Genomic DNA, 20,194 nt, shown 5'->3' on the forward strand with positions numbered 1-20,194 from the left:
CTCAGAATGAACCGAAGCATACAGGCTGAAGGCGTATTCGGAGTGCTGAAACAGGATCATGGCTTCAGAAGATTCCTGTGCAGGGGCAAAAACAACATCAGAACTGAGTTCCTTTTGTTGGGACTTGCATACAACATAAAGAAGCTTTTTGCTAAGATCTCAGAAAACCGACTTGGAATTTCTCTTTTTGAACTGAAAACGGCATAAAAACCAGCAGAACATAACACCCCCGAGTCCTCTTTTTTGAAGAGGGCTTGGGGGTGTGCGCTCTGAAACAGCTTATTTCACCAGTTAATATGTTTTTTTACTCTGATGTTCGGATATGGTTAGAGGGTGCTGCGATTGCAACACCCCCTTTTGCAGTTATATAATCTATATCCGGTTTGAAAGCTTCGTTTATCCTTGCAATAAATTCCAAATGTCATTCAACTCCATGATCGTCCGTTACTGTCTCTCAACTTCAAAGAATGCATACAGCAGATCAAGAAACGAATCAAACGTTCCGAAGCACTCCATTGTTCCATTACTGAGAATTTGAAATTTCTTTTCCCCGATATTATAAACTATATAATCAATACCAGACTTTCCAAGCATGATGTAATCAGTTATATCCGTTAGATCCCTGAAAGACGAATTGAACCGCAGGATATCCATACTCTTTTTTCGAGGGTGATCGGCAAGGAACTTTTCATCATACACCCCGCAAATACTTTGCCCGTCAAATGACAGTCCATTTGTGAAATGCAGCAGCTCAATGTAATCTTTTGGAAATTCAACATTAAATAAAGAATAAAACTCCTGTTCTGTATTGCTGATCTTCTCCTGTGAAAGCTTTTCATATGTCGCCGCATCGGGGAGTTTGGAAAGAAAATCTGTATACATATTATTCACCTCATTTAGACTTTCAGATGACTCACTTATCGTCCCGAAGCCATGCCTGTACTATTATTATACTCTACTATATAATAAAAAGTCAAGGTGAATAGATTTAGTAAAAACAAAAGCTTAGCTCACCATTGCGTAGTCAGCTAAGCTCTTTTTACTTTAAGCTTAATCCGCCTGATTTAACTGTGTTATTCAACCGAATAAACTGTTGAATTATCGCCCTTTGTAAGGATGAGATAGCCGTATGCCATGTGTGCCTTATCGATATCTTCAAAAAGCTTTTTGCCTGTTACCTGATCATATAAAGTTTTTCCATGATAGTCGAATAACATATTATGACCGATGTATGTGCCGGAAGCCATCTTCAGGGTAGGCTCATTCTTTTCCCATACCATGTGAACGTAATCAGAACCGTCCTTGACATAGTTTGCTTCTTCACTGAAACCGTAGTCATCATCAGCTACGATCACCTTACCTGTTTCGTCGATGATATCGGTCTTGCCATTATCCTTTGCAGCGTTGAAGTAACCGGGTATATCAAAGTCTCTGATGGACTTATAGTCTTCCTTGGTTATCTCTGTGCCGTCGAGAGCAAGCAGACCTACTTTGTCTCCGTATTCACCGTTTGTATAAGTGAAGAAACCGTTGCCTGCATATGTAATATTGCCATATTTAGGTTCGAGGACTATGGCACCATTCTTGTACATGATACCAGCCTTTTTGGTATCACCATCGTACAGCATGAAGAAATCCTCAGTGGAAGACATTTCGGAGATCGTATACTTTGTACTGAACAGAGGGTTGAGCTCATGGTCGTATACAATTCTGCCATCTTCTGTCTGAGCTACGAGCATATTGCTGCCTACAGTATTATAATCGTATCCAAGTTCAAGTACCTTATCCTCAGAGTTTACCCATACTCTGTTCTTATCGTCGTCATAGAAGCTTACGAGATCACCATATGCACTGTAGTTTGGAGATGTAGTAACAGTAGTGTTCTCAAGGTACTTTTTGCTTTCGATATCGTATACCTTCACCTTGCCCTTGTAGAGAACATCTCCATCATTTACCTTAATTGAGAACTGAGTTGCGGTAACGTAGTAGATAGCTTCGTCCTCATTGTCGGTCTCAGCCTCGGGGAAGAAAGCTATAACGAAATGATCGTTGAGGGATTTGTAAAGACCAACACCATTATCAGCAGCCTGTACTATATTACCCTCTGCATCGATAAGACCGGAGTAGATCATACCGTCCTTTTCTACAGAGTATGTGTAAAGATCTGTATGATCGAGTTTCTCAACATTAAAAGCCTTGCCATCAACGAGCTTTTCACCCTTATAGTTACAGCAAGCTATAGTTTTATCATCTACCTTGGAATAGATCAGGCTGTCTGTATCGCCCCAGAAATCGATATCCTTGCTGGAGAACTTTGCAACTTCCTTGAGCTGTGCTGTTTTGAGTTCAGCCTTTTTGAAATCTGCAGGATCGAACTGGATATCCTCCTGTGCAGTGATCTCGGAGTCTTTCTCTTCGGGAGTTTCCTCTGCAGGCTCTTCATCAGTAGTGGTCTCATCCGCAGCTGTTGTAGTTGCAGCAGTGGTAGTAGTTGTATCTGTCTCGGTCTTACTATCATCATTGCTGTTGCTGCAGGCTGTCATACTTACAGCCATAAGTGCTGCCAGCAGTATTGCCAGCTTTCTGCCGTTTTTGTTCATTTTGTATTCCTCCTGTTTCAGGTCAATTTATCAGGCTGAAGTATTATACAGCCTTTGTTGTTTAACAAAAGAAATTATACCACACGTAAAATTCATAGTCAACGATTTAAAATAATAATCGTCACAGGGTATCAACAGTATTTTATTACATAATGAAATTATGGATATTTCGCACAAATCTAAATTGTTATAATATTATTGATACCAATTATTGTCAAGTGGTGCCAAATTGCTGTAAATATCAACATTTCAAAAAGTTGATATACCTTATATAATAGTATGTTTTATGTGTAAATTCGGCTGCAAAAGTAAATTTTATAAAGAAAGTGCTGATTTCACAAATAGAGCATTGACATTTGATACGGTGTATGATAAAGTATATAAGGTCGTGTTACCAAAACATGGCATTTTATATTTATTGAAAGAAGGCCAATTAAATTGAAAAATAATTTATCCGGAAGAGTGACTGCTCTGTTTATGGCTTCACTTATACCTGTAGTATTTTCTGCCTGCGGCGAAGTTAAAGATACTGCCGTTCAGAATGATGCAGCAGAAACAACAGCATCTGAAACAGTCACAGAAGAGTCATCCGATTCAGAAGCAGTTGAATCCGCTGTGGAAACGACAGCTGTTACAACTGTTTCCGAAGCCGAACCAACCACAGAATCCACTGCTGAATCAGCAAAGGACGAAGATTCCGAAGCAGAAACAGTAGAAAACATTCCACCTGTTACTGATGACAGATTTGATCCCTTTATTGAAGGTCTTTCTGAAGCTATACGTGAAGGCTCCATGTATTATGAAGGCCCTGAGAATACTGACAGTGAATCTACACGTGTATCTCTTGATCTCTGTTCCAAGGGTTTCAGCTATACTTTCATTGACATTGACAATGATGGTGAGTATGAACTTTTTATTGGTGATGAATATACTGACAGTGAAGGCGAAAAAATCTATACGTGTAAAGGCTTTGTTGTTATCACTCCAAACGGTGATTTTAAGAATCTTGCTTCAAGCTGGACAAGATCACGCACTAAATACATTGGCGGTCCATATTTCCACTCAGACGGATCCGGCGGAGCAAATCTCCATGAAGCAGAGATCTACCGTTATGATCATTCTACACAGTCTTTGACGGTAGAAGCAAATCTTGTGACGGATTCTGATGAACCTGATCCCAGTCAGCTTCCCATCATGTATTACACGCTGTACGAAGGAACAATGTGGGACTATCAGATAAGTGAAAGAGCTAAAGATGATCCTAATGCGCTCCACGGTGATGAAGCTCAGGCAAAATGGAACGAATACATAGCAAAAGCTTCTGCCGAAACCAATAAGCTCGAAAATGCTCAGTGGATCAGAGTAGATATTTGATCAAACGCTTAATCCCAACTTGATCAGTTTTTAAACGTCAAGTAATAAATGATCCTGTCCCGGTATCATTTCACTTACTTTCCTTGATATGTAAATAAAAAAGCCCGAATTTGGTATAATCACATTTCGTGAGATCAACAAATTCGGGCTGAATTGTTTGTGTGATCTTTGGACTGCCTAAAATGCAGTTAAAATGTAACAAAAAATGTGAGATCTTGCCATTTGATGAAGATTTAGAATAGATCACATCAGCAGAAAGATAACTGATGAGAATAATAATTGACAATTAAATAAAAAATGTAAGATAACTATTGACAATTTTAATTAACAATGGTATTATAATTTATATAAACTGCATTTAATTGAGTTAATTAAGGAGGAAATAATTATGCAGATGAAAATAAATTTTGGCAGTAGTGATGTCGCTTTGTTTGACAGCAGGTGTTGTAAGCTATGGTGCGCCTGTTATCACACAGACTATCACAGCACAGGCAGAAGCTGTTGCCGAGGCTGAGTGTTATTCATTTGATGAAGAGACAGGCGTGCTTACACTCAGCGGCGAGATTGACGGAGATGCTTTACGTGGATTAAGTTATAGTTATAATCTTAATGTAAAAGCCATTGTAGCTGAAAAAGGAACAGTTTTTCCTAAAAATAGCCATGATCTGTTTGCGTGTTTTCGTAATTGTACTTCCATAGATCTTTCAAATGCGGATACAAGTAATGTTACAAATATGTCTGGTATGTTTGCGCTCTGTGAAAATTTGAATGCTCTGGATCTTAGCAATTTTGACACATACAATGTTACAGATATGAACAGTATGTTCTACGGCTGTTACAGCCTGACTTCGCTTGACCTGAGCAGTTTTTATACAAGAAAAGTTACAAATATGGACTATATGTTCAGTCGCTGTAAAGGCTTGACCTCACTTGATATAAGCAGTTTTAATACAAGTAACGTCACAAATATGGGAAAGATGTTCAAAGATTGTACCAACCTGACAACTCTTGACCTGAGGGACTTTGATACTAAAAATGTTAGGTATTTAGATTCCATGTTTGAAAACTGTTCAAGTTTGACATCGATCGATTTAAGCGGCTTTGAAACAAGCAATTACGCAACTATTAGCCAGATGTTCAAGGATTGTTCTAAGCTAAAAACAATTGATATTAGCAGTTTTGATACAAGTAAGATCACTAATATGGGCAAACTGTTCGATAATTGTACCGAGCTAAAAACCATTTATCTGGGTGAAAATTTCAAGAACATAAAAGCGGATGCAAAGCTTCCCAACGGTGAAGGTTGGGTAAATACTAATGATCCCGAAACTGTTATAAGCGGTGACGAAGAATATGCAGTTATCGAAAACAGCGGCAAGAACACCTACAAGAGCTTACCTATCGAAGAAGAAACCTACCCCATAAACATCAAGGTTGAATACAGCGAAAAATACCATCAGGTGAGATTTAAATGGAACAAAGTCGAAGGTGCTGACAGGTACGGTATAGCTGTATATCTTGCAGGCAAGTGGAAAGTTCAGGCACAGAATATCACCGATACTGTTTACACTTCTCCCAAGAATCTCACAACCGGCATGACCTACAAAGTAGCTATCGCTGCAAGGGTGAACGGCAAATGGGATACTGCAAATGCTATCAAAAATGCTGTGACTTGTACCATCAAAAAATCCTATGTCAAGCCTGACAGAGAGTTCAAATATTGTCCGGACTTATATGTTATTGCCGATGAGATCACTATGTATCTCGGACCGGATACAAGCTACGGTAAAGTTACAACGATCCCCGGAAAAACTTACCTTCAGGAACTCGGCGATATGAAAAATAACAATAACTGGGCATTTACAGAGTATAGGGGACAGTACGGCTGGGTACAGGTCGAAAATGAATTTGGCGAAAGACAGATCCAAATTAGATCTCAATATGTTGCTAAGCCTGTTATCTACCTCTACCCCGAAAATGAGACAGACGTTCATGTTGAGGTGGAGCTGACTGAAGCAGATCTTGCCACTACCTATCCTAAGTACAACAACGGCTGGGATGTAGTCGCTAAGCCTGACGGTTCACTTGTGAACAAGGCTGACGGCACTCATCACAGATACCTGTTCTGGGACGCTGTAAACTGCCGTACAGAATTTGATTTTTCAAAGGGATTCTGTGTAGCGGGCAGTGATACCGAGAATTTCCTCAAAGAAAAACTCAGCTATATGGGTCTGAACGAAGATGAAATGAATGAGTTCATCGTATACTGGCTCCCAAAAATGGAGCATAACAAGTATAATCTTATCTCCTTCCAGAGTGATAAGTATACAGATACCGCGAAGCTGAAAATCACTCCAGAACCCGACAGTATGCTGCGCGTATTCATGACATATACATCTCTTGAAGAAGCTGTGGACATCGAACCGCAGGAGCTTTCCACATTTGAAAGAAGCGGCTTCACAGTCGTTGAATGGGGCGGTTCCGAGATAAAATAATAGTGTTGACATGATGCACTAAAGGGCTGTGTCAGCCGTGTGAGAGATCATACTCTCATGCGGCTGGTCACAGCCATTTTTATTTCATATAGAGGTTGATCAAACTGAAGAAAGCTGCACAGTTTTACAAAAAGCAACCGCCCCATTCTCTTTCGGAATGGGGCGGTCAAACTGTAAAAGTATACTATAAATCAGCTGAATATTCTCATCAGCAAATAGAGAACTGTGAATTACATCGAATCGAGATCGAGGAACGGGAACTGACCGATAGGGCAGATACCGTTGTTTTTTGCCATGTCCTTGAGAACTGCAATAACCGTGGTGTTAAGTTCATCGGCAGTACGCACGGATGCGATCTTATATGCCACATCGATCTGGCCGTCAGGGATATCCTGTTTCTTCATCAATTCGCTCTGTGCTTTTATGATCTCATTAACGACCTGATTATGTGCAAATGGAGAATTGTCATTTTTCAGGATCGTGATAACAAATTCGTCATCACCGGTTCTGTAAATCTTTCCGTCAGGGAATGATTCCTTCAAAACCTGTGCAGTACGGGTGAGCACCGCATCGCCTGCATCATTGCCGAACTGCATATTGATCGCAGCAAGCTCACTGATATCGAACATAATGCAGTAGCAGGGGTGGTCGATGTCTGTCTGGATATTCTCGATATCGACAGAGAACGACACACGGTTCAACACTTCTGTCAGGATATCCTGGAACATCGCTGTCTGGAGAGACTCTTCCGTTGCAGCGTTTTTCTGTACCTGGAGACCGAGCTTACGGTTGACATTCTCCTGGTGCGCATTGATGATACCGAAAATACCAACCAGCAGCAGGATCAGAACGCCAAAGATCAGAATGAAGATCTGGAGCTGGTTTCTCATGCTGTAAACTTCCGAAGAAGGCGCATTAAAGAGCAGTGTCCAGCCGTACTCATCCAGATAAACATAGGTTGAAAGCATCATTGTACCGGTATAATCATCCTTGAATTCACCAACACCTTTATATTCTCCCGAGCCTGAAATGATCGAAGCATTGACATTCTGAACATCCGGGAACTCGCAGACTTGACCGACCATCGAAGGATCAGGCGCATATATGTACACATTATCCTCGGTATTGAGCAGCAGATAGGACGCATTTTCAAGACCGGAGATCTGCATATCCGCAAGGTCACTCAGTGTTTTTTCAGACTGTACAGCAAGACCAACAAAGCCGATGGGCTCGCTGCCGTTGTAAATACACCTATAGATCGCAACGACCTGCTTGCCGGATGACGGGGAGATCAGTATGCCGGCGGTATATGTATCATCACCCGCTGCGAGCAGCGCATTATGGAGCTGATCCAGACGCTCTCCCTCACGGATGATCGTGCCGACTGTTTCCGGATTGCTGTGCGTCAGAGTTTTTGAATTCCAGTCAGCGATGTAGAGACCTTCAAGGTCGCCGATCTTAGATGCAAAATCGGAGGTATATTTCTGTGCCTGATTCTTTGCTTCAGTATCATTCGGATTGAGCAGCAGATTTTTGACATCACTTGCATGGCTGAAGTTTGTCAGAGTATCTTCCGCCCAGATCACATAGTCCTCGATGACCTTTGCACGCTCAGCAGCAACGGTCTGCATATTGCTCTGTGCATTTTTTGCAGTGATTCGGCTGACTGAAACCGTCATAAATGTAATCAGGATTGCCATGACTGCCAGAACACCGATCAGAATCCAGGTAATCGGTGAAAGCTTTTTCGGTTTTCTTTTCTTCGTAGCCATATTATCTAATCCTTTCTAAAATAAATTTTTATGTGATGATGCTTGATCTACTTGTTGAATAGTTTTTTCATAAGTGCGCTCTCTTCCGGTTCGTCGCTGCCAATATCTTTTCCCGCATTCGTCAATCCGTTAACTCTGTCTTTCAGCTTGCTGCCGCTGGATTTTTTTGCACGCATCATGCCGCTGAGATATGCACTGGCGTTGCCGCTGGTATACTTGGATGTCACAGCCGGATTCTGCGGCTGGAAGGGCATACTTACATATCCAGACATCGTAGCCTGCCCGTTCATCCCGTTCTGCGGCTGAGCACCGTACTGCATATTTCCGTACATCTGGCCGCCTGCTGGCATACCCTGATTGAATCCGGCATTGCCGTTCATCTGGCCAAGCTGTGCAAGCGGCATCATGCGATCAGGCAGGACGATCTGACAATTTGCATTCAGCGGAGCCTGGCTCATAATATAGCCGGCACAGTTAGCACATGGGAGCATCGCCTGCATGGACATAACATTGATCAGCAGGAGATACTCAGCAACGAATTCCCCGCCTGCGATCATATGCTGCATCGCATCAATTTCAGCATGAACATTCACCTGCATTCCATTTTGCATTTCAAGATGATTGACGCCATAGAATACGCGCTGGGATGCCGCAAAGATTACGCAAACTGTGTCATCCGGTGTACATTGACCGGTGTTTAGTTTTTGTCTTGCGATATCTTGTGCGACATTAAACAATTTCTGAAACATTCACAAATCCTCCTTTTTTTCACAGCTGTCCTCGCATTATTTTTACGAGTTATCTGCATTATACTACTTATAGCAATACAACTATTTAAATTCACAAAACACGGGCACAAAAGCTCGTATATACGGGTTGTGAGACCGAATTTTGTCTGAATTTTAAACTGGATCGCTGTATAAGATCTTTAACACTCAAAAACAACAAAGAAACTATCTGCGTAATTAAGGTACGATGCAAGCTTCTCAACATATAATCATATTATACCATTTTACGAACAACCAAAATTATTCCCAGAAACAGCTTAGCCAACAACAAAATATTTATATTAAGTAAAAACCCAGATATAGCTATTTACCATGCTAAGGGACACATCATCATGATTATGTTTACTAATAGTATATCATTTTAAATATATAACGTCAATAGTATATATCACAAAATATTAACCAAATCATGTGCATATTGCACAAATGAATAACAACAAGTAATATATTTACTAAAAACAGGAAAATGTAATTGCTACTAAAAGCTATATTTTTAAACAAGCAGATACTATTGATAAATGAAGTCATCCATTTTGCTTTCTATCCGGCTTTGCCTGTTTTTAAACCGTTGCCTTTTTCATTTTATAACGGCTGGGCATACAGGTGGATACTCACTGTTGTAAAGAATATACATTAATATGATCTTCTATTATGAATATGCAACGAATTATTAAGAAGATGTATCGAAATTATTGACATTGATAATTATCTGTGCTATCATATTTTTGGAAATATTGATATATATTATCATTTTCAACAAGAAGATTTAGGAGGACATAATTATGCAGATTAAAAAATTATTAGCAGTAGTAATGTCACTTTGTATGACGGCAGGTGTTGTCAGCTACGGTGCGCCTGTTATAACACAGAGCATAACCGCACAGGCTGTGGATGTTGAGGATAACGCAAACATTACAACCTTCCCCACAAACATCAAGGTTGAATATAGCGAGAAATACCATCAGGTGAGATTTACATGGGATAAGGTAGAAGGCGCTGATAGGTACGGTATAGCTGTATATCTTGCAGGTAAGTGGAAAATTCAGACACAGAATATAACTGACACTACCTATACTTCTCCCAAGAATCTCACAACGGGCAAGACTTACAAAGTAGCTGTCGCCGCAAGAGTTAACGGAACTTGGGATGTAACAAGCGCTATCAATAATGCTGTGACTGTTACCGTAAGAGGCAATAATTCCTATGTCAAGCCTGACAAAGAGACCAAATATGGCGCGGAATTATATGTTATTGCCAATGAGATCACTTTGTATCTCGGACCGGATACAAGCTACGGCAAGGTTACAACGATCCCCGCACAAACTATGCTTACGGAACTCGGCGTTATGAATAATAACGATAACTGGGTATTTACAGAATATAAGGGACAGTATGGCTGGGTGCAGATCGTGAATGATTACGGGAAACAGCAAATCAGCGTTTTCTTCCCTTCGGTAGACAAGCCTGTTATCTACCTATACCCTGAAAAGGAGACAGATGTTCATGTTGAGGTCAAGCTGACCGAAGCTGATCTTGCCACTACCTATCCTAAGTACAACAACGGCTGGGATGTAGTCGCTAAGCCCGACGGATCACTTGTGAATAAAGCTGACGGATCTCATCACAGATACCTGTTCTGGGACGCTGTAAACTGCCGTACAGAATTTGATCTTTCCAAGGGATTCTGTGTAGCAGGCAGTGATACCGAGAGTTTCCTCAAAGAGAAGCTCAGCTATATGGGTCTGACCGAAGATGAGATGAATGAGTTTATCGTATACTGGCTGCCCAGAATGGAGCACAACAAGTATAATCTCATTTCTTTCCAGAGTGATAAGTATACAGATTCCGCAAAGCTGAACATCACACCCACACCCGACAGTATGCTGCGCGTATTCATGACATATGTACCTCTTGAAGAGGCTGTAGACATCGAGCCGCAGGAGCTTTCCACATTTGAAAGAAAAGGTTTCACAGTTGTTGAATGGGGCGGTTCCGAAATATAATAATAGTGTTGACATGATGCATTTTTAAAGGGCTGTGTCTGCCGTGTGAGAGATCATACTCTCATGCGGCTGTTCACAGCCCTCGTTTTCTGTCATGAAATGATGGTATGCAAAATAAATAACCATATTGACATTTATTTAACCATGCTGTATAATAATCGTGTTATATATTTACAGTTTCAGAGATAAGAGGGTATATTTGAATATGAATGATATTACAGAAAATAACGATCAAAAGCAAAATTCGCCAAAAAAATCATGGAAGAAGCTGATCGCTGCTGCAATAATTGCTGTCATAGGTTTTTCAGCGTACGGCGGATATAAAGCTTACAAGCGATACAAGTTCAACAAGCAGTGGCAGCTGCAGAATCAGATAGCAGAGGAAAATGCCCTTGAATATGTCAGGGATAAGTATGCGATAGATGATGCAGAAGTTGTATCTTTCTCAAATGATGATCTGGATGATCTCAGAAGATTTAAAGACGGAGAAGAAAGCTGGATAAATCGAGATCACAACGTCGTTACTCTCGATAGTGACGGTCACGAATTCCGTGTTGTTGTAAAATGGAGAGAGCGGTCTTCCGAGGGATATGACAGCTATTATACAGACGAGATAGAGGAACTTCTGGAACAGCAGATAGTCGAAAGCTGTAATGGAGAACCTGTTTATGCCAACATATCTGTAGGCACCTTTAATAAGGATCAAGTGTGGAGCTACAGAGGTGTATATATGGCTAAAGACGAACACTTTGACGGCAGTGACCTGAAAGGCGTACTGAAAGACAAAATTTTATCCGTTGAGGCTGTTGTTATTGATACTGTTTTTGATGATCATGAGCTGTTCGATATGCTTGCGGAGATAGATGCAGATGCCGACTTCTATTCGTTTGATACGATGGAACATTTTGAAGCATCAAAGGAATTAAAGGCGGAGCTTAACGGCAATGATCTGGGAAAGATGAAGTATGCTCCTTACATCACCGACTATCGCACGATACACGATGGAAAGAATGTTCACCGTGATTTCGGAGTAAAGACTAAGGACGATATGCTGTTCAGGGCATTTCCCGACACACATTCGGATCCTGATGCTTATACCTGTGATAAGGTAGAAATCCAGGATTCTGATAATATTGATGAATATTATAGTTATAATAAGCTGGACGAGTATCTCAGGTCGCCCATCAGCAGCGGATATTTCCTTAGCAGGGACAATGGGTTCTGTACCATCATCTGCATTTATTATCCTCTTGAAAAGCTGAAAGGTCATGATATAGAAGATGTGGGACTTGCATGGGCAGAATCTACCAAACGGTACGCTATAATGCGTCCGGATATCGTTGGTGATTACGCTGTGTTCATTCTCAACACAGACATATCTTTTAAGCTGGTCGATACAAAAGGGCTTGAGCCCCTCGAACCTAAGTATTCCTACTGAAATCCGAAGACAGCAACAAGCTGATATATGATAGTATGCACAGTGATGATCATTCCGTTGCCAAGACAGCATACTTACCACGCTTTGTGACTTCAGTTCAAAAAAAGATGATTTTCGAAAATTAAAATTCATTGACTGACTGCTTTCACGATCGGTCTTATCATATATGCACTATTTTTGAGTTTACGCAGAATATAAACTTGCCTCAACACAGCGTTTAGAGATTTCTAAAAAGGGGCTCGAAAGTTTAGCATCACATTTACTATCACTGGCAGCCGCTTAAGCGGCTGTCTTTTTTTACCTACTTATTCTTACTACCCGTAAACGGGTCCATACTGTGTTTTTCATAATAAACTTCCTTTCTTGTTTTCTTTAGTAACATTATAGCATAATTTCAAAAAACCTGTAGTATAGCCAGGAGAACTCTGAGTCGAACTTATCCAGTACCCTTTTTCAAGAAGTTTTACGAAATTCCTTTTTTATATGATGATAAGCCTTAAAGTGCGCAGTTAAGGCATTTGACTTGACGGTTGGTGCTTTGTGTGATATAATTGGTATATACCTTTTTAAAGGATGAAAATCATTCAAGAGATTCGAGATGCACGAATGATGATCAAGATCGAACACCTTATGTTAATTGGTCATTGTGAAAGGAATAAAAGTATGATACTGTTTAAAAAGCATCGTTTAGGGGTAAATGTAATGATCCGCACTGCGGCACTTACACTGATATCTGTGATGGCTGTTTTACTTACAGGCTGTTCTGACGGCAAAATGCTTTCAGACAATGAGCTTACCGACGTGCTGTCTGAAAAACTCGGGAATACGGTGGAGATAATCGAAGCCCCCGAAGGAAAAAGCGACGGCGAGTACAGCATGAAATGCGCAGACGGTACGGAATTTACTGTAAAGCGTGTGCATCTGGACTACGATTATTTCGGAGCCAACAGATACTACCAGTATGAGTGCGATTATCTTTTGAAATGGGTCAGTGACCACCCCGAGGTGAACGCTTTGTTCGACGAGAGGGGGATATCTCACAAGGATTACGGCAACGGTACTGGAGCGGTCGCCGACAGTTTTGAGGAGATACAAACAGTGGTAGAGACTGCCTGCGAACTGGTCGAGAGCAGCTCATACCGTATCCCTGCCGTATCTGATTTCGACGGGGATGAATATAAGGTAAAATTCGATCGCCCTGTCATCGCGATAGAATGTCTGGGCGGTAAAAACGAGGAAACTCACTGGTTATGGCAGGAATTTGAATATCAGGACGGCACCGAACCTGTTGATCATGATGAGGAACTGCAGGTCTATCTTGCTGAACAGCAATATGTTGACGACTATCGTCACGGTGATCTGGAGGTCAGTGTACCAGACGAGCTGCTGGAAAAGTACGGTCCTTCCCAGATGAAAGCCAGGCTGAAGAGTTCCGAATACTCTATGATACGCGCTGACTACACGAAAGATAATATTAATATGGGGAAGACGGAAACGCTGTACTACGTTCGCGACGGATTTGATAACAAGAATGGTGAAACGCTTGATTTCCCGTATATCGCGTCATTTGCTGAGTTTACAGGCTTTAAACCTGTAGCTGCCGACGATAACAGCTATACTCTTGCAAAAGGAGAGGAAAAGGTCATTTTCCGCTTTAGCGAAAGCGACAGCTATGCCGAGCGCAACGGCGTTCGTATTGAACTACGTGGAAAACTGTCTTCGCCTTCTGATTCATGTTATATGGATCTTACGACAGATGATCTGACGAAGCTGTTCGATACGGAATTTAAGTTTGACTACATAAACGGCACCGCCGAGATCACAAACACGGAAGCATAAATTATGGTATGACATTCAAAAGATTTGAAAGGTGCAAATAGCATGGCAATACTGTATTTTTCCGATATATTGAAAAAAGTAGGACTGGATCCAAAGAAAGTAAAACTTATCAGACACGCACTTTCTGACAAGGGTTTCAAGAAATGTGCCGATAGAGGTAAAATATATGAGTACACTTGTCATCAGAAAAAAGACTTTAGCAAAGGATATGATTACTGGGTTGTATTCATCAGCGGAAAAGGCACTTTGGCGCAACTTTACGCCATTTACAAAGTCGGAGATTGTGTTTCGGATACTCCTGATATGATGCCTGAAGGAATGCCTGATATAGAAGCATATACAGGAAAATATGCTATATACGATCTTGAAAGACTAGATATCTTAAAAGAATATGAGGGTAAACTCACCATTGATTGGGGAACATCAGCTCGTATGTGGCATCAGAAAGGTACCACCGAAAAACCGATTATCTCAATAATGCCCGATGAGAAGAAAGTATTTATGGGATATGAGGACGTTCTGCTTTCCTATGATCAGCTGAAAGAAATCGTGGATAACAAAGAAATCTACGAAGCGTGGCACGTTGCACTGAAATCAGTAAATGCTATCTATCTTATTGTTGATACCGAAACAGGCAAGCAATATGTCGGCTCGGCTTACGGTGAAGATGGCTTATTTGGCAGATGGTGCTGCTATGTAAACTCACATCACGGGCATAACAAGAAGATGAAAGAACTTATCTGTTACTATCCCGAAAGATACCATGCTTTCCAGTTTTCGATACTGCAAATCCTCCCGAAAACAATCATTACAGAAGACATTGTCAAAATTGAAAACAAGTGGAAAGCCAGATTATTAAGCAAGAAATTCGGAATGAATGACAATTAAAGGAAAACCATGAAAATACTATTCCTATGCAGCCAAAATAAACGCCGCAGTCTTACCGCCGAGAAATACTTCGATGGATACAATGGGCATCAGGTGCGTTCCGCAGGAACGGAGAACAATTCCCGTGTCAAAGTCACCGAAGGTCTAATCGGCTGGTCTGACATGATCTTCTGTATGGAGAAGAAGCATCATCGCAGAATAAAGGATAAATACAGTTCGTCGCTTTCCGGCAAGAAGATCATCTGCCTGAACATTCCGGATGAATACGGTTTTATGGACGAGGAACTTATCGCTTTGCTAGACAGCAGCGTAAGTGAATATTTATAATCTTATTTACGGAGGTTTTGTCCATGAAAGTAGAGTATTATGACATCACTCACGGCGAGGGACTTGCTATAATCACCCCTCGCTGGATGAAGCATATCCTCAGCGAAAAGACCCTTCACCGCTTCGTAAAGTACGGCGTGAATGTGTTCGGCATCAACAGTTCGCTTGACTAGCAGAAAAGGCAATTCAGGCGACCTATGATTTCTTTGAGTCCATCGTGATCCCGATGCTCCTTAAAGACGTAGAATTGACGAAAGCCGTATTGATGAAATGGCTCACCATGTTGCAGAGAACGAGGGCCTCGAAAACGCCTGGACTCCGCTGTTTGAGAAGGATATTGCCGAGATTTTCAGAGCGTCTTTATTAAATACTTGACAAGCGCCGCCTAAAGTGATATACCATACTTCGGGCGATGACGTAAGGCGAAACGTCATTAAGCAAAGAGCAATTGAGTTTCGGCTCAAAGAAAGAATATGGATTATGGAAGAGTGCTTGAAAATATTGTAGCTATAATGCGTGACAAAAAACTTTATATACAGGTCTCGGATAATATCACCGATGATAAGACCTTCCAGCGTGAAGTATCACCTCTGTTGTCTATCAAAGACGCATATCCCAAAATGCTCATCGCAAGGCTGGTGGGGCATCCTGAAGTCCGAGATGTATTATCTTCACAAGATTACGGATAACGCCAGTCTGGTCGCAGCGATTGAAGAATACATCAGATACTACAACACCGGTCGGTACCAGATCAAATTGAGCAGCATGACACCTATGAGTACCATGAAGCGTATGATGCGTGATCGGTCGGCGGGTGCCGCGGCAAACACTTTTTGGGGAGGATGACAGTTCTTACTCTCCTTACACTTCCCCTATATTCTCTAGTGTTCCGGGCGTATTATCAGTTAGTGCAGTAGCACTATCAAATCAAACCGATCATACGCTCGAACATTAGAGTCTATCGGGGGAGGGAAGTAAGTTCTTCCGTTATGGTATCTTTGGCTATCTCAAACAATTCTTCAAGGGTGTAATCTTCTATCTTTGAAAAGTCAACTTTTTCTGTTTCAAGACCATAGTCCGTCATGACTTTCGGAATAGATGCCTGCGGGAATGTCCCCACCCTGATATCACTGTTCTTTTTCCTTACTGCCACATACTCAATGTTCCTGCTGTGTCCAACAAAAAAATAATCATATTTCAAAGAATCGGGGCTCTTCTCAGCGATTATATTTCGTATCTCATCAACGTCGATATATGAGGGAACATTGTAGTTCAGGCTGTCATCAGATCCTATGATATACACATCATGCCCATGTTCAATAATGATGTCAGTATCAACTTGATCCAGCAGGGACTCATCAGCAAATAACACAAATTTCGCTGCTTCATCGGATCCGGGATCATTTGTTTCGGTCATCACTATGTCCACAGAAGGTCTTACTTTCCAACCTTCACCCTCAACGTATAAAACATCGCAATCATCCACATATTGCTTGCCTTCATAGGTAAAGTAAACGTTAAGTATGTATCCTTCTGTGATAGTGTATTTGTGTCCGGAATCAGTATCATCATGCCCTTCACTTATTCCACTGAAGTCTTTCTCGTACTCATCAGCATATCTGTCATAATCATCGAAGTATTCCTCTTCATTTTTGAGCTCTTTCTCTGAAAAGGTGTTTTTTTTCAGAATCTCTGTTATCTCATTTCCGGGCATTTCAGTATTATATTTCTTAACCACTTCTTCATGTTTCTGAGCATATATCCTCAGGGAGTCAGCATATCTACGGGGGTACTGCGTGTACAGCTGCCTTATGTAGTCACCGTTAGCGGCAGCATCAAAATATGCTCTAACAGCATCTTCATAGGTCTCGTAAAAAACGCACTCATATTCTGTGTCTTCATTATCAGTAATAACTTCGTCGTCATAGGCAGTTACTATGTCATCATCGGTGGTCACATCGTCCTTGATTACCTCGGATACTCTGCCGGGTTCTTTTTCCTCCGACTTTGTTTTTTCAGCTTTTCCACAGCCCGAAAGCAATGTACCCGTAAGCATCAAGGCTGTAAGACCTGCGAGAATTCTTTTCATTTTATCACCTGTATTCAATATGATATGCGCCATGGAAAAAGAACTTTCCCATGACCATAATTATACTTTATGTGGCAGAAAAAGTCAACACATATTCTATACATAAAGCACGAGCAAAAAAAAGAGCTCAGTGCCCTGCTGCAGGTACCAAGCTCTGAAATATGATCGGTTTACTTTACTGTGATAGTTACGGCATTTCTGATAGCGCTTTTGGTATCCCAGCTGCCGTTCACCCTTGCAGCGATGGCAACCTTATAGGTCTTGCCGGTAAGGAGGTTCTTGGGTGAGGTGTAGACATTATCGGTGATATCCTGTGTCTGTATTCTCCACTTGCCAGCAAGATATACAGCGATGCCGTATCTGTCAGCATCTTCCACATTATTCCATGTGAATCTTACCTGATGATATTTTTCGCTATACTCCACCCTGATTTTTGTGGGACAAGTTGGCTTTTTGTTGGTATATTGAACGTAGGTGTTCCTGCCGTTGTTTTCGATGACAGCATACACACGTTCACCGCTGATGATGGCTGCAGGGTCTTTGGTGTTTACCCAGCCGTTGCCTTTTGGAAGGCAAGCTGTATCGGGAATGAGTGTATAATTCTCACCGAGGGTCAGCTCGTTCAGATCGTAACAGCAAGTGAACATACCGCCCATATTTGTTACGTTGCTTGTATCAAAGCTGCTGACATCAAGATAAGTCAATGCGTCACAATAAGCAAACATTCCTTGCATTTCTGTGACATTGCCTGTATCAAATCCGCTCAGATCAAGTGAGCTCAACTTGTTACAGGATAGGAACATACCACTCATATTTTCAACTTTTTTTGTATTGAAACCGCTTATATCTAAGTCTTTCAAATCGTAGCATAATTCGAACATTCCTTGCATATTTTCTACATTACTTGTATCTGCTTTAGAAAGATCAATTGACTCACAATATACAAAGCCTGAAAACAACTTACTGCAATCTTTGGGTAAAACTGTTCCCTCTTCGGCTATAACGGATTTAACAGATACTTTATTCCAGTTTTTCTCACTCAATCTCTTCACGGCGAGATCATCGACCTCACCCCTGAGAGTAAACACACCTGTTGTCTCATCAAAAAAGCAGCATTCTTCCTCAGCCTCGGCTGCCTGTGCCGCGATACCCTGCGAGATAACAGGCGCACCATAGCTTACCGCACCTGCAACCATACATAACGACATTACTACTGCTAAAACTTTTTTTAATTGCATAATTTTATCCTCCTAAATATTTACAATTAGTGTATTAGTATAAATCCACGACTTATATCTTACCATTATTTCATGGTGTTGTCAATATCTATTATTGTTGATTTTTGTAAAAGTCAATATGAAGTAAAAAGGCTTCACTTAGTTTCAACTTCTTATCGATATTGTAATTAATTCGATCTTTGATACATAATCGCACTTGTTAGTATTTTAATATAGTTTTCCTTAACATCTGCTGGTTCTGACTTGACCGGATAAACGTTATGCTGTGATGATATGGGAAATGTATTAAGCCCACAAACATTATATCATGCCTATAAACGTTTGTTAGAAAAATGTGATTTGCCTAAAAGAACACGTTTTCATGATTTAAGACACAGCTATGCAGTATTGTGAATTGATTTGAATGTACACTGAAAGTATTAAGCCGGGCATTGGGACACAGTTCAACAGCTGTTACCGATGCGGTATATGCTGATAGTATAAGAGCAAAGCAAGAATTAGCAGGCATGATTAGCGATGCACTTAATACTTAATTTGCATACTATTTTGTTCTTGTAGTTTGATTAGCAGTATTATGTTTTTTTAGCAGATTGATTAGCAAATTGATTAGCAAGTAAATTCAACTAAGATAAAAGCACAATAATTTGTACACTCAAAAAGGGTATAAAAAAGCCCGAAACCAAACGATTTCGGGCTTTCTATTGTGATATCAGTTCAAAAAAGATGATTTTAATTTGTGGTTTTTGATTGCTTTTTTATTCTTTGTTTATAGGCTTAACACAAGATAGTTTCGTGAAGTATTGTTATAATTTCGATACATAGAATTTCCGTAAGAAACCGGCATATTCGGTACTGCCTTCCATGTAAGTTTGAAAGTATCACCATGTGTTTTACTCATTTTTGAATATTGACTTTTTCACTATATTATGATATTAAAATCAGGATGACCAACATCCTAAACAAATTTGCTGTATTTTAACTGCAAACCTTGAAATAACAGCAAAATACACGAAGTAGCGACAATCGTACGTTAGTTCGATTTCAACATCTTTGGACAACCATTTTGTTGAGAATGATGTCATCACTGAGATATCAGCCTATTCCGATGAGGAAGAACCCGAGTATTTCGACTCAGCATATGAGAAGATCGCAGGTGATATCCTATATTACCAGAGTTATGAAGTTGATGCAGTATCAGGCGCTACCTACAGTTCAAATGCCATAATGAATGCTGTTAAAAAATGCCTTGAACAGGCAAAAGAATAAAAAAGAACACCGTCATACCGTGATGATGATGTTCTGATCCCCATTAAAACCGAAACGGCAGTGTACTTGATGTGCAC

The 20,194-nt window shown here is 40.7% G+C and carries 16 protein-coding genes and 2 pseudogenes; 12 read left to right on the forward strand and 6 right to left on the reverse strand.

Going from position 1 to position 20,194, the window contains the following annotated elements:
- Positions 1–207 (forward strand): transposase (locus tag BM265_RS15880; protein ID WP_177219619.1); only part of this gene is annotated, 207 nt, incomplete at its 5' end.
- 237 nt (positions 208–444) lie between these two features.
- On the opposite strand, the gene BM265_RS15885 is transcribed toward BM265_RS15880, so the two are convergent.
- The gene (locus BM265_RS15885) at positions 445–921 is read right to left on the reverse strand and encodes a YrhA family protein (protein WP_278288054.1); all 477 of its coding nucleotides are present in this window, start codon (positions 919–921) and stop codon (positions 445–447) included.
- Positions 922–1,073: 152 nt separating this feature from the next.
- The gene (locus BM265_RS15890) at positions 1,074–2,600 is read right to left on the reverse strand and encodes a hypothetical protein (protein WP_074962983.1); all 1,527 of its coding nucleotides are present in this window, start codon (positions 2,598–2,600) and stop codon (positions 1,074–1,076) included.
- Positions 2,601–3,038: 438 nt separating this feature from the next.
- Here BM265_RS15890 and BM265_RS15895 point away from each other — a divergent pair, with 438 nt between their 5' ends.
- Together BM265_RS15895 and BM265_RS15900 are read left to right on the forward strand one after the other, a co-directional pair.
- On the forward strand, positions 3,039–3,974 hold the full coding sequence (locus BM265_RS15895) for a hypothetical protein (protein WP_074962984.1): 936 nt from the start codon (positions 3,039–3,041) through the stop codon (positions 3,972–3,974).
- A 419-nt stretch (positions 3,975–4,393) separates the two neighbouring features.
- Complete coding sequence (locus tag BM265_RS15900) at positions 4,394–6,469, forward strand: BspA family leucine-rich repeat surface protein (RefSeq protein ID WP_081358495.1); 2,076 nt, start codon at positions 4,394–4,396, stop codon at positions 6,467–6,469.
- Positions 6,470–6,699: 230 nt separating this feature from the next.
- Here BM265_RS15900 and BM265_RS15905 read toward each other — a convergent pair whose 3' ends face one another.
- Both BM265_RS15905 and BM265_RS15910 read right to left on the reverse strand, forming a co-directional pair.
- Positions 6,700–8,241, reverse strand: a complete 1,542-nt coding sequence (locus BM265_RS15905; protein WP_074962985.1) for a sensor domain-containing diguanylate cyclase — start codon at positions 8,239–8,241, stop codon at positions 6,700–6,702.
- A 47-nt stretch (positions 8,242–8,288) separates the two neighbouring features.
- Positions 8,289–8,990 (reverse strand): cytidine/deoxycytidylate deaminase family protein, encoded by a 702-nt coding sequence (locus tag BM265_RS15910; protein WP_074962986.1) that lies wholly within the window; start codon positions 8,988–8,990, stop codon positions 8,289–8,291.
- A gap of 956 nt (positions 8,991–9,946) precedes the next feature.
- Between BM265_RS15910 and BM265_RS15915 the strand changes: the two are divergent.
- The 8 genes and pseudogenes from BM265_RS15915 to BM265_RS21115 form a co-directional block, all read left to right on the forward strand.
- Positions 9,947–11,032 (forward strand): annotated as a pseudogene (locus BM265_RS15915) (BspA family leucine-rich repeat surface protein); the annotation flags it as partial.
- A gap of 205 nt (positions 11,033–11,237) precedes the next feature.
- A complete protein-coding gene (locus BM265_RS15920) occupies positions 11,238–12,470 on the forward strand; it encodes a hypothetical protein (protein WP_143098751.1) in 1,233 nt (410 codons plus the stop codon).
- Between the two features lie 663 nt (positions 12,471–13,133).
- The gene (locus tag BM265_RS15925; protein WP_143098752.1) at positions 13,134–14,309 is read left to right on the forward strand and encodes a hypothetical protein; all 1,176 of its coding nucleotides are present in this window, start codon (positions 13,134–13,136) and stop codon (positions 14,307–14,309) included.
- 42 nt (positions 14,310–14,351) lie between these two features.
- Positions 14,352–15,197 carry a GIY-YIG nuclease family protein gene (locus tag BM265_RS15930; RefSeq protein WP_074962989.1) on the forward strand — a complete coding sequence of 282 codons (846 nt, stop codon included), beginning with the start codon at positions 14,352–14,354 and terminating at the stop codon, positions 15,195–15,197.
- 9 nt (positions 15,198–15,206) lie between these two features.
- Entirely contained in the window at positions 15,207–15,524 is a 318-nt protein-coding gene (locus BM265_RS15935; RefSeq protein ID WP_074962990.1) for a low molecular weight protein tyrosine phosphatase family protein, read from the forward strand.
- 23 nt (positions 15,525–15,547) lie between these two features.
- Positions 15,548–15,697 (forward strand): hypothetical protein, encoded by a 150-nt coding sequence (locus tag BM265_RS20750; RefSeq protein WP_242940871.1) that lies wholly within the window; start codon positions 15,548–15,550, stop codon positions 15,695–15,697.
- A gap of 294 nt (positions 15,698–15,991) precedes the next feature.
- Positions 15,992–16,213: pseudogene (locus BM265_RS15945) on the forward strand (hypothetical protein); the annotation flags it as partial.
- On the forward strand, positions 16,185–16,370 hold the full coding sequence (locus tag BM265_RS21115) for an IS3 family transposase (protein ID WP_207646995.1): 186 nt from the start codon (positions 16,185–16,187) through the stop codon (positions 16,368–16,370). The pseudogene BM265_RS15945 and the gene BM265_RS21115, both read left to right, overlap by 29 nt.
- Positions 16,371–16,482: 112 nt before the next feature.
- Here BM265_RS21115 and BM265_RS15955 read toward each other — a convergent pair whose 3' ends face one another.
- A complete protein-coding gene (locus BM265_RS15955; RefSeq protein ID WP_143098753.1) occupies positions 16,483–17,613 on the reverse strand; it encodes a hypothetical protein in 1,131 nt (376 codons plus the stop codon).
- Positions 17,614–17,783: 170 nt separating this feature from the next.
- The gene (locus BM265_RS15960; RefSeq protein ID WP_074962992.1) at positions 17,784–18,851 is read right to left on the reverse strand and encodes a BspA family leucine-rich repeat surface protein; all 1,068 of its coding nucleotides are present in this window, start codon (positions 18,849–18,851) and stop codon (positions 17,784–17,786) included.
- A 1,050-nt stretch (positions 18,852–19,901) separates the two neighbouring features.
- Here BM265_RS15960 and BM265_RS15965 point away from each other — a divergent pair.
- Positions 19,902–20,117: an FMN-binding protein gene (locus tag BM265_RS15965; protein WP_242940872.1), complete on the forward strand. Its 216-nt coding sequence runs from the start codon at positions 19,902–19,904 to the stop codon at positions 20,115–20,117.
- Positions 20,118–20,194: the final 77 nt, after the last annotated feature.

The organism is Hominimerdicola alba, assembly GCF_900112155.1.
GTDB lineage: Bacteria > Bacillota > Clostridia > Oscillospirales > Ruminococcaceae > Hominimerdicola > Hominimerdicola alba_D.

Bases quoted from the DNA above. Each gene is read 5' to 3' on its own strand.
- BM265_RS15905 (WP_074962985.1), bottom strand. From the start codon at position 8,241: ATGGCTACGAAGAAAAGAAAACCGAAAAAGCTTTCACCGATTACCTGG.
- BM265_RS15890 (WP_074962983.1), bottom strand. From the start codon at position 2,600: ATGAACAAAAACGGCAGAAAGCTGGCAATACTGCTGGCAGCACTTATG.
- BM265_RS15930 (WP_074962989.1), top strand. From the start codon at position 14,352: ATGGCAATACTGTATTTTTCCGATATATTGAAAAAAGTAGGACTGGAT.
- BM265_RS20750 (WP_242940871.1), top strand. From the start codon at position 15,548: ATGAAAGTAGAGTATTATGACATCACTCACGGCGAGGGACTTGCTATA.
- BM265_RS15960 (WP_074962992.1), bottom strand. From the start codon at position 18,851: ATGCAATTAAAAAAAGTTTTAGCAGTAGTAATGTCGTTATGTATGGTT.
- BM265_RS15925 (WP_143098752.1), top strand. From the start codon at position 13,134: ATGATACTGTTTAAAAAGCATCGTTTAGGGGTAAATGTAATGATCCGC.
- BM265_RS15935 (WP_074962990.1), top strand. From the start codon at position 15,207: ATGAAAATACTATTCCTATGCAGCCAAAATAAACGCCGCAGTCTTACC.
- BM265_RS21115 (WP_207646995.1), top strand. From the start codon at position 16,185: ATGTATTATCTTCACAAGATTACGGATAACGCCAGTCTGGTCGCAGCG.
- BM265_RS15920 (WP_143098751.1), top strand. From the start codon at position 11,238: ATGAATGATATTACAGAAAATAACGATCAAAAGCAAAATTCGCCAAAA.
- BM265_RS15955 (WP_143098753.1), bottom strand. From the start codon at position 17,613: ATGAAAAGAATTCTCGCAGGTCTTACAGCCTTGATGCTTACGGGTACA.
- BM265_RS15900 (WP_081358495.1), top strand. From the start codon at position 4,394: ATGTCGCTTTGTTTGACAGCAGGTGTTGTAAGCTATGGTGCGCCTGTT.
- BM265_RS15910 (WP_074962986.1), bottom strand. From the start codon at position 8,990: ATGTTTCAGAAATTGTTTAATGTCGCACAAGATATCGCAAGACAAAAA.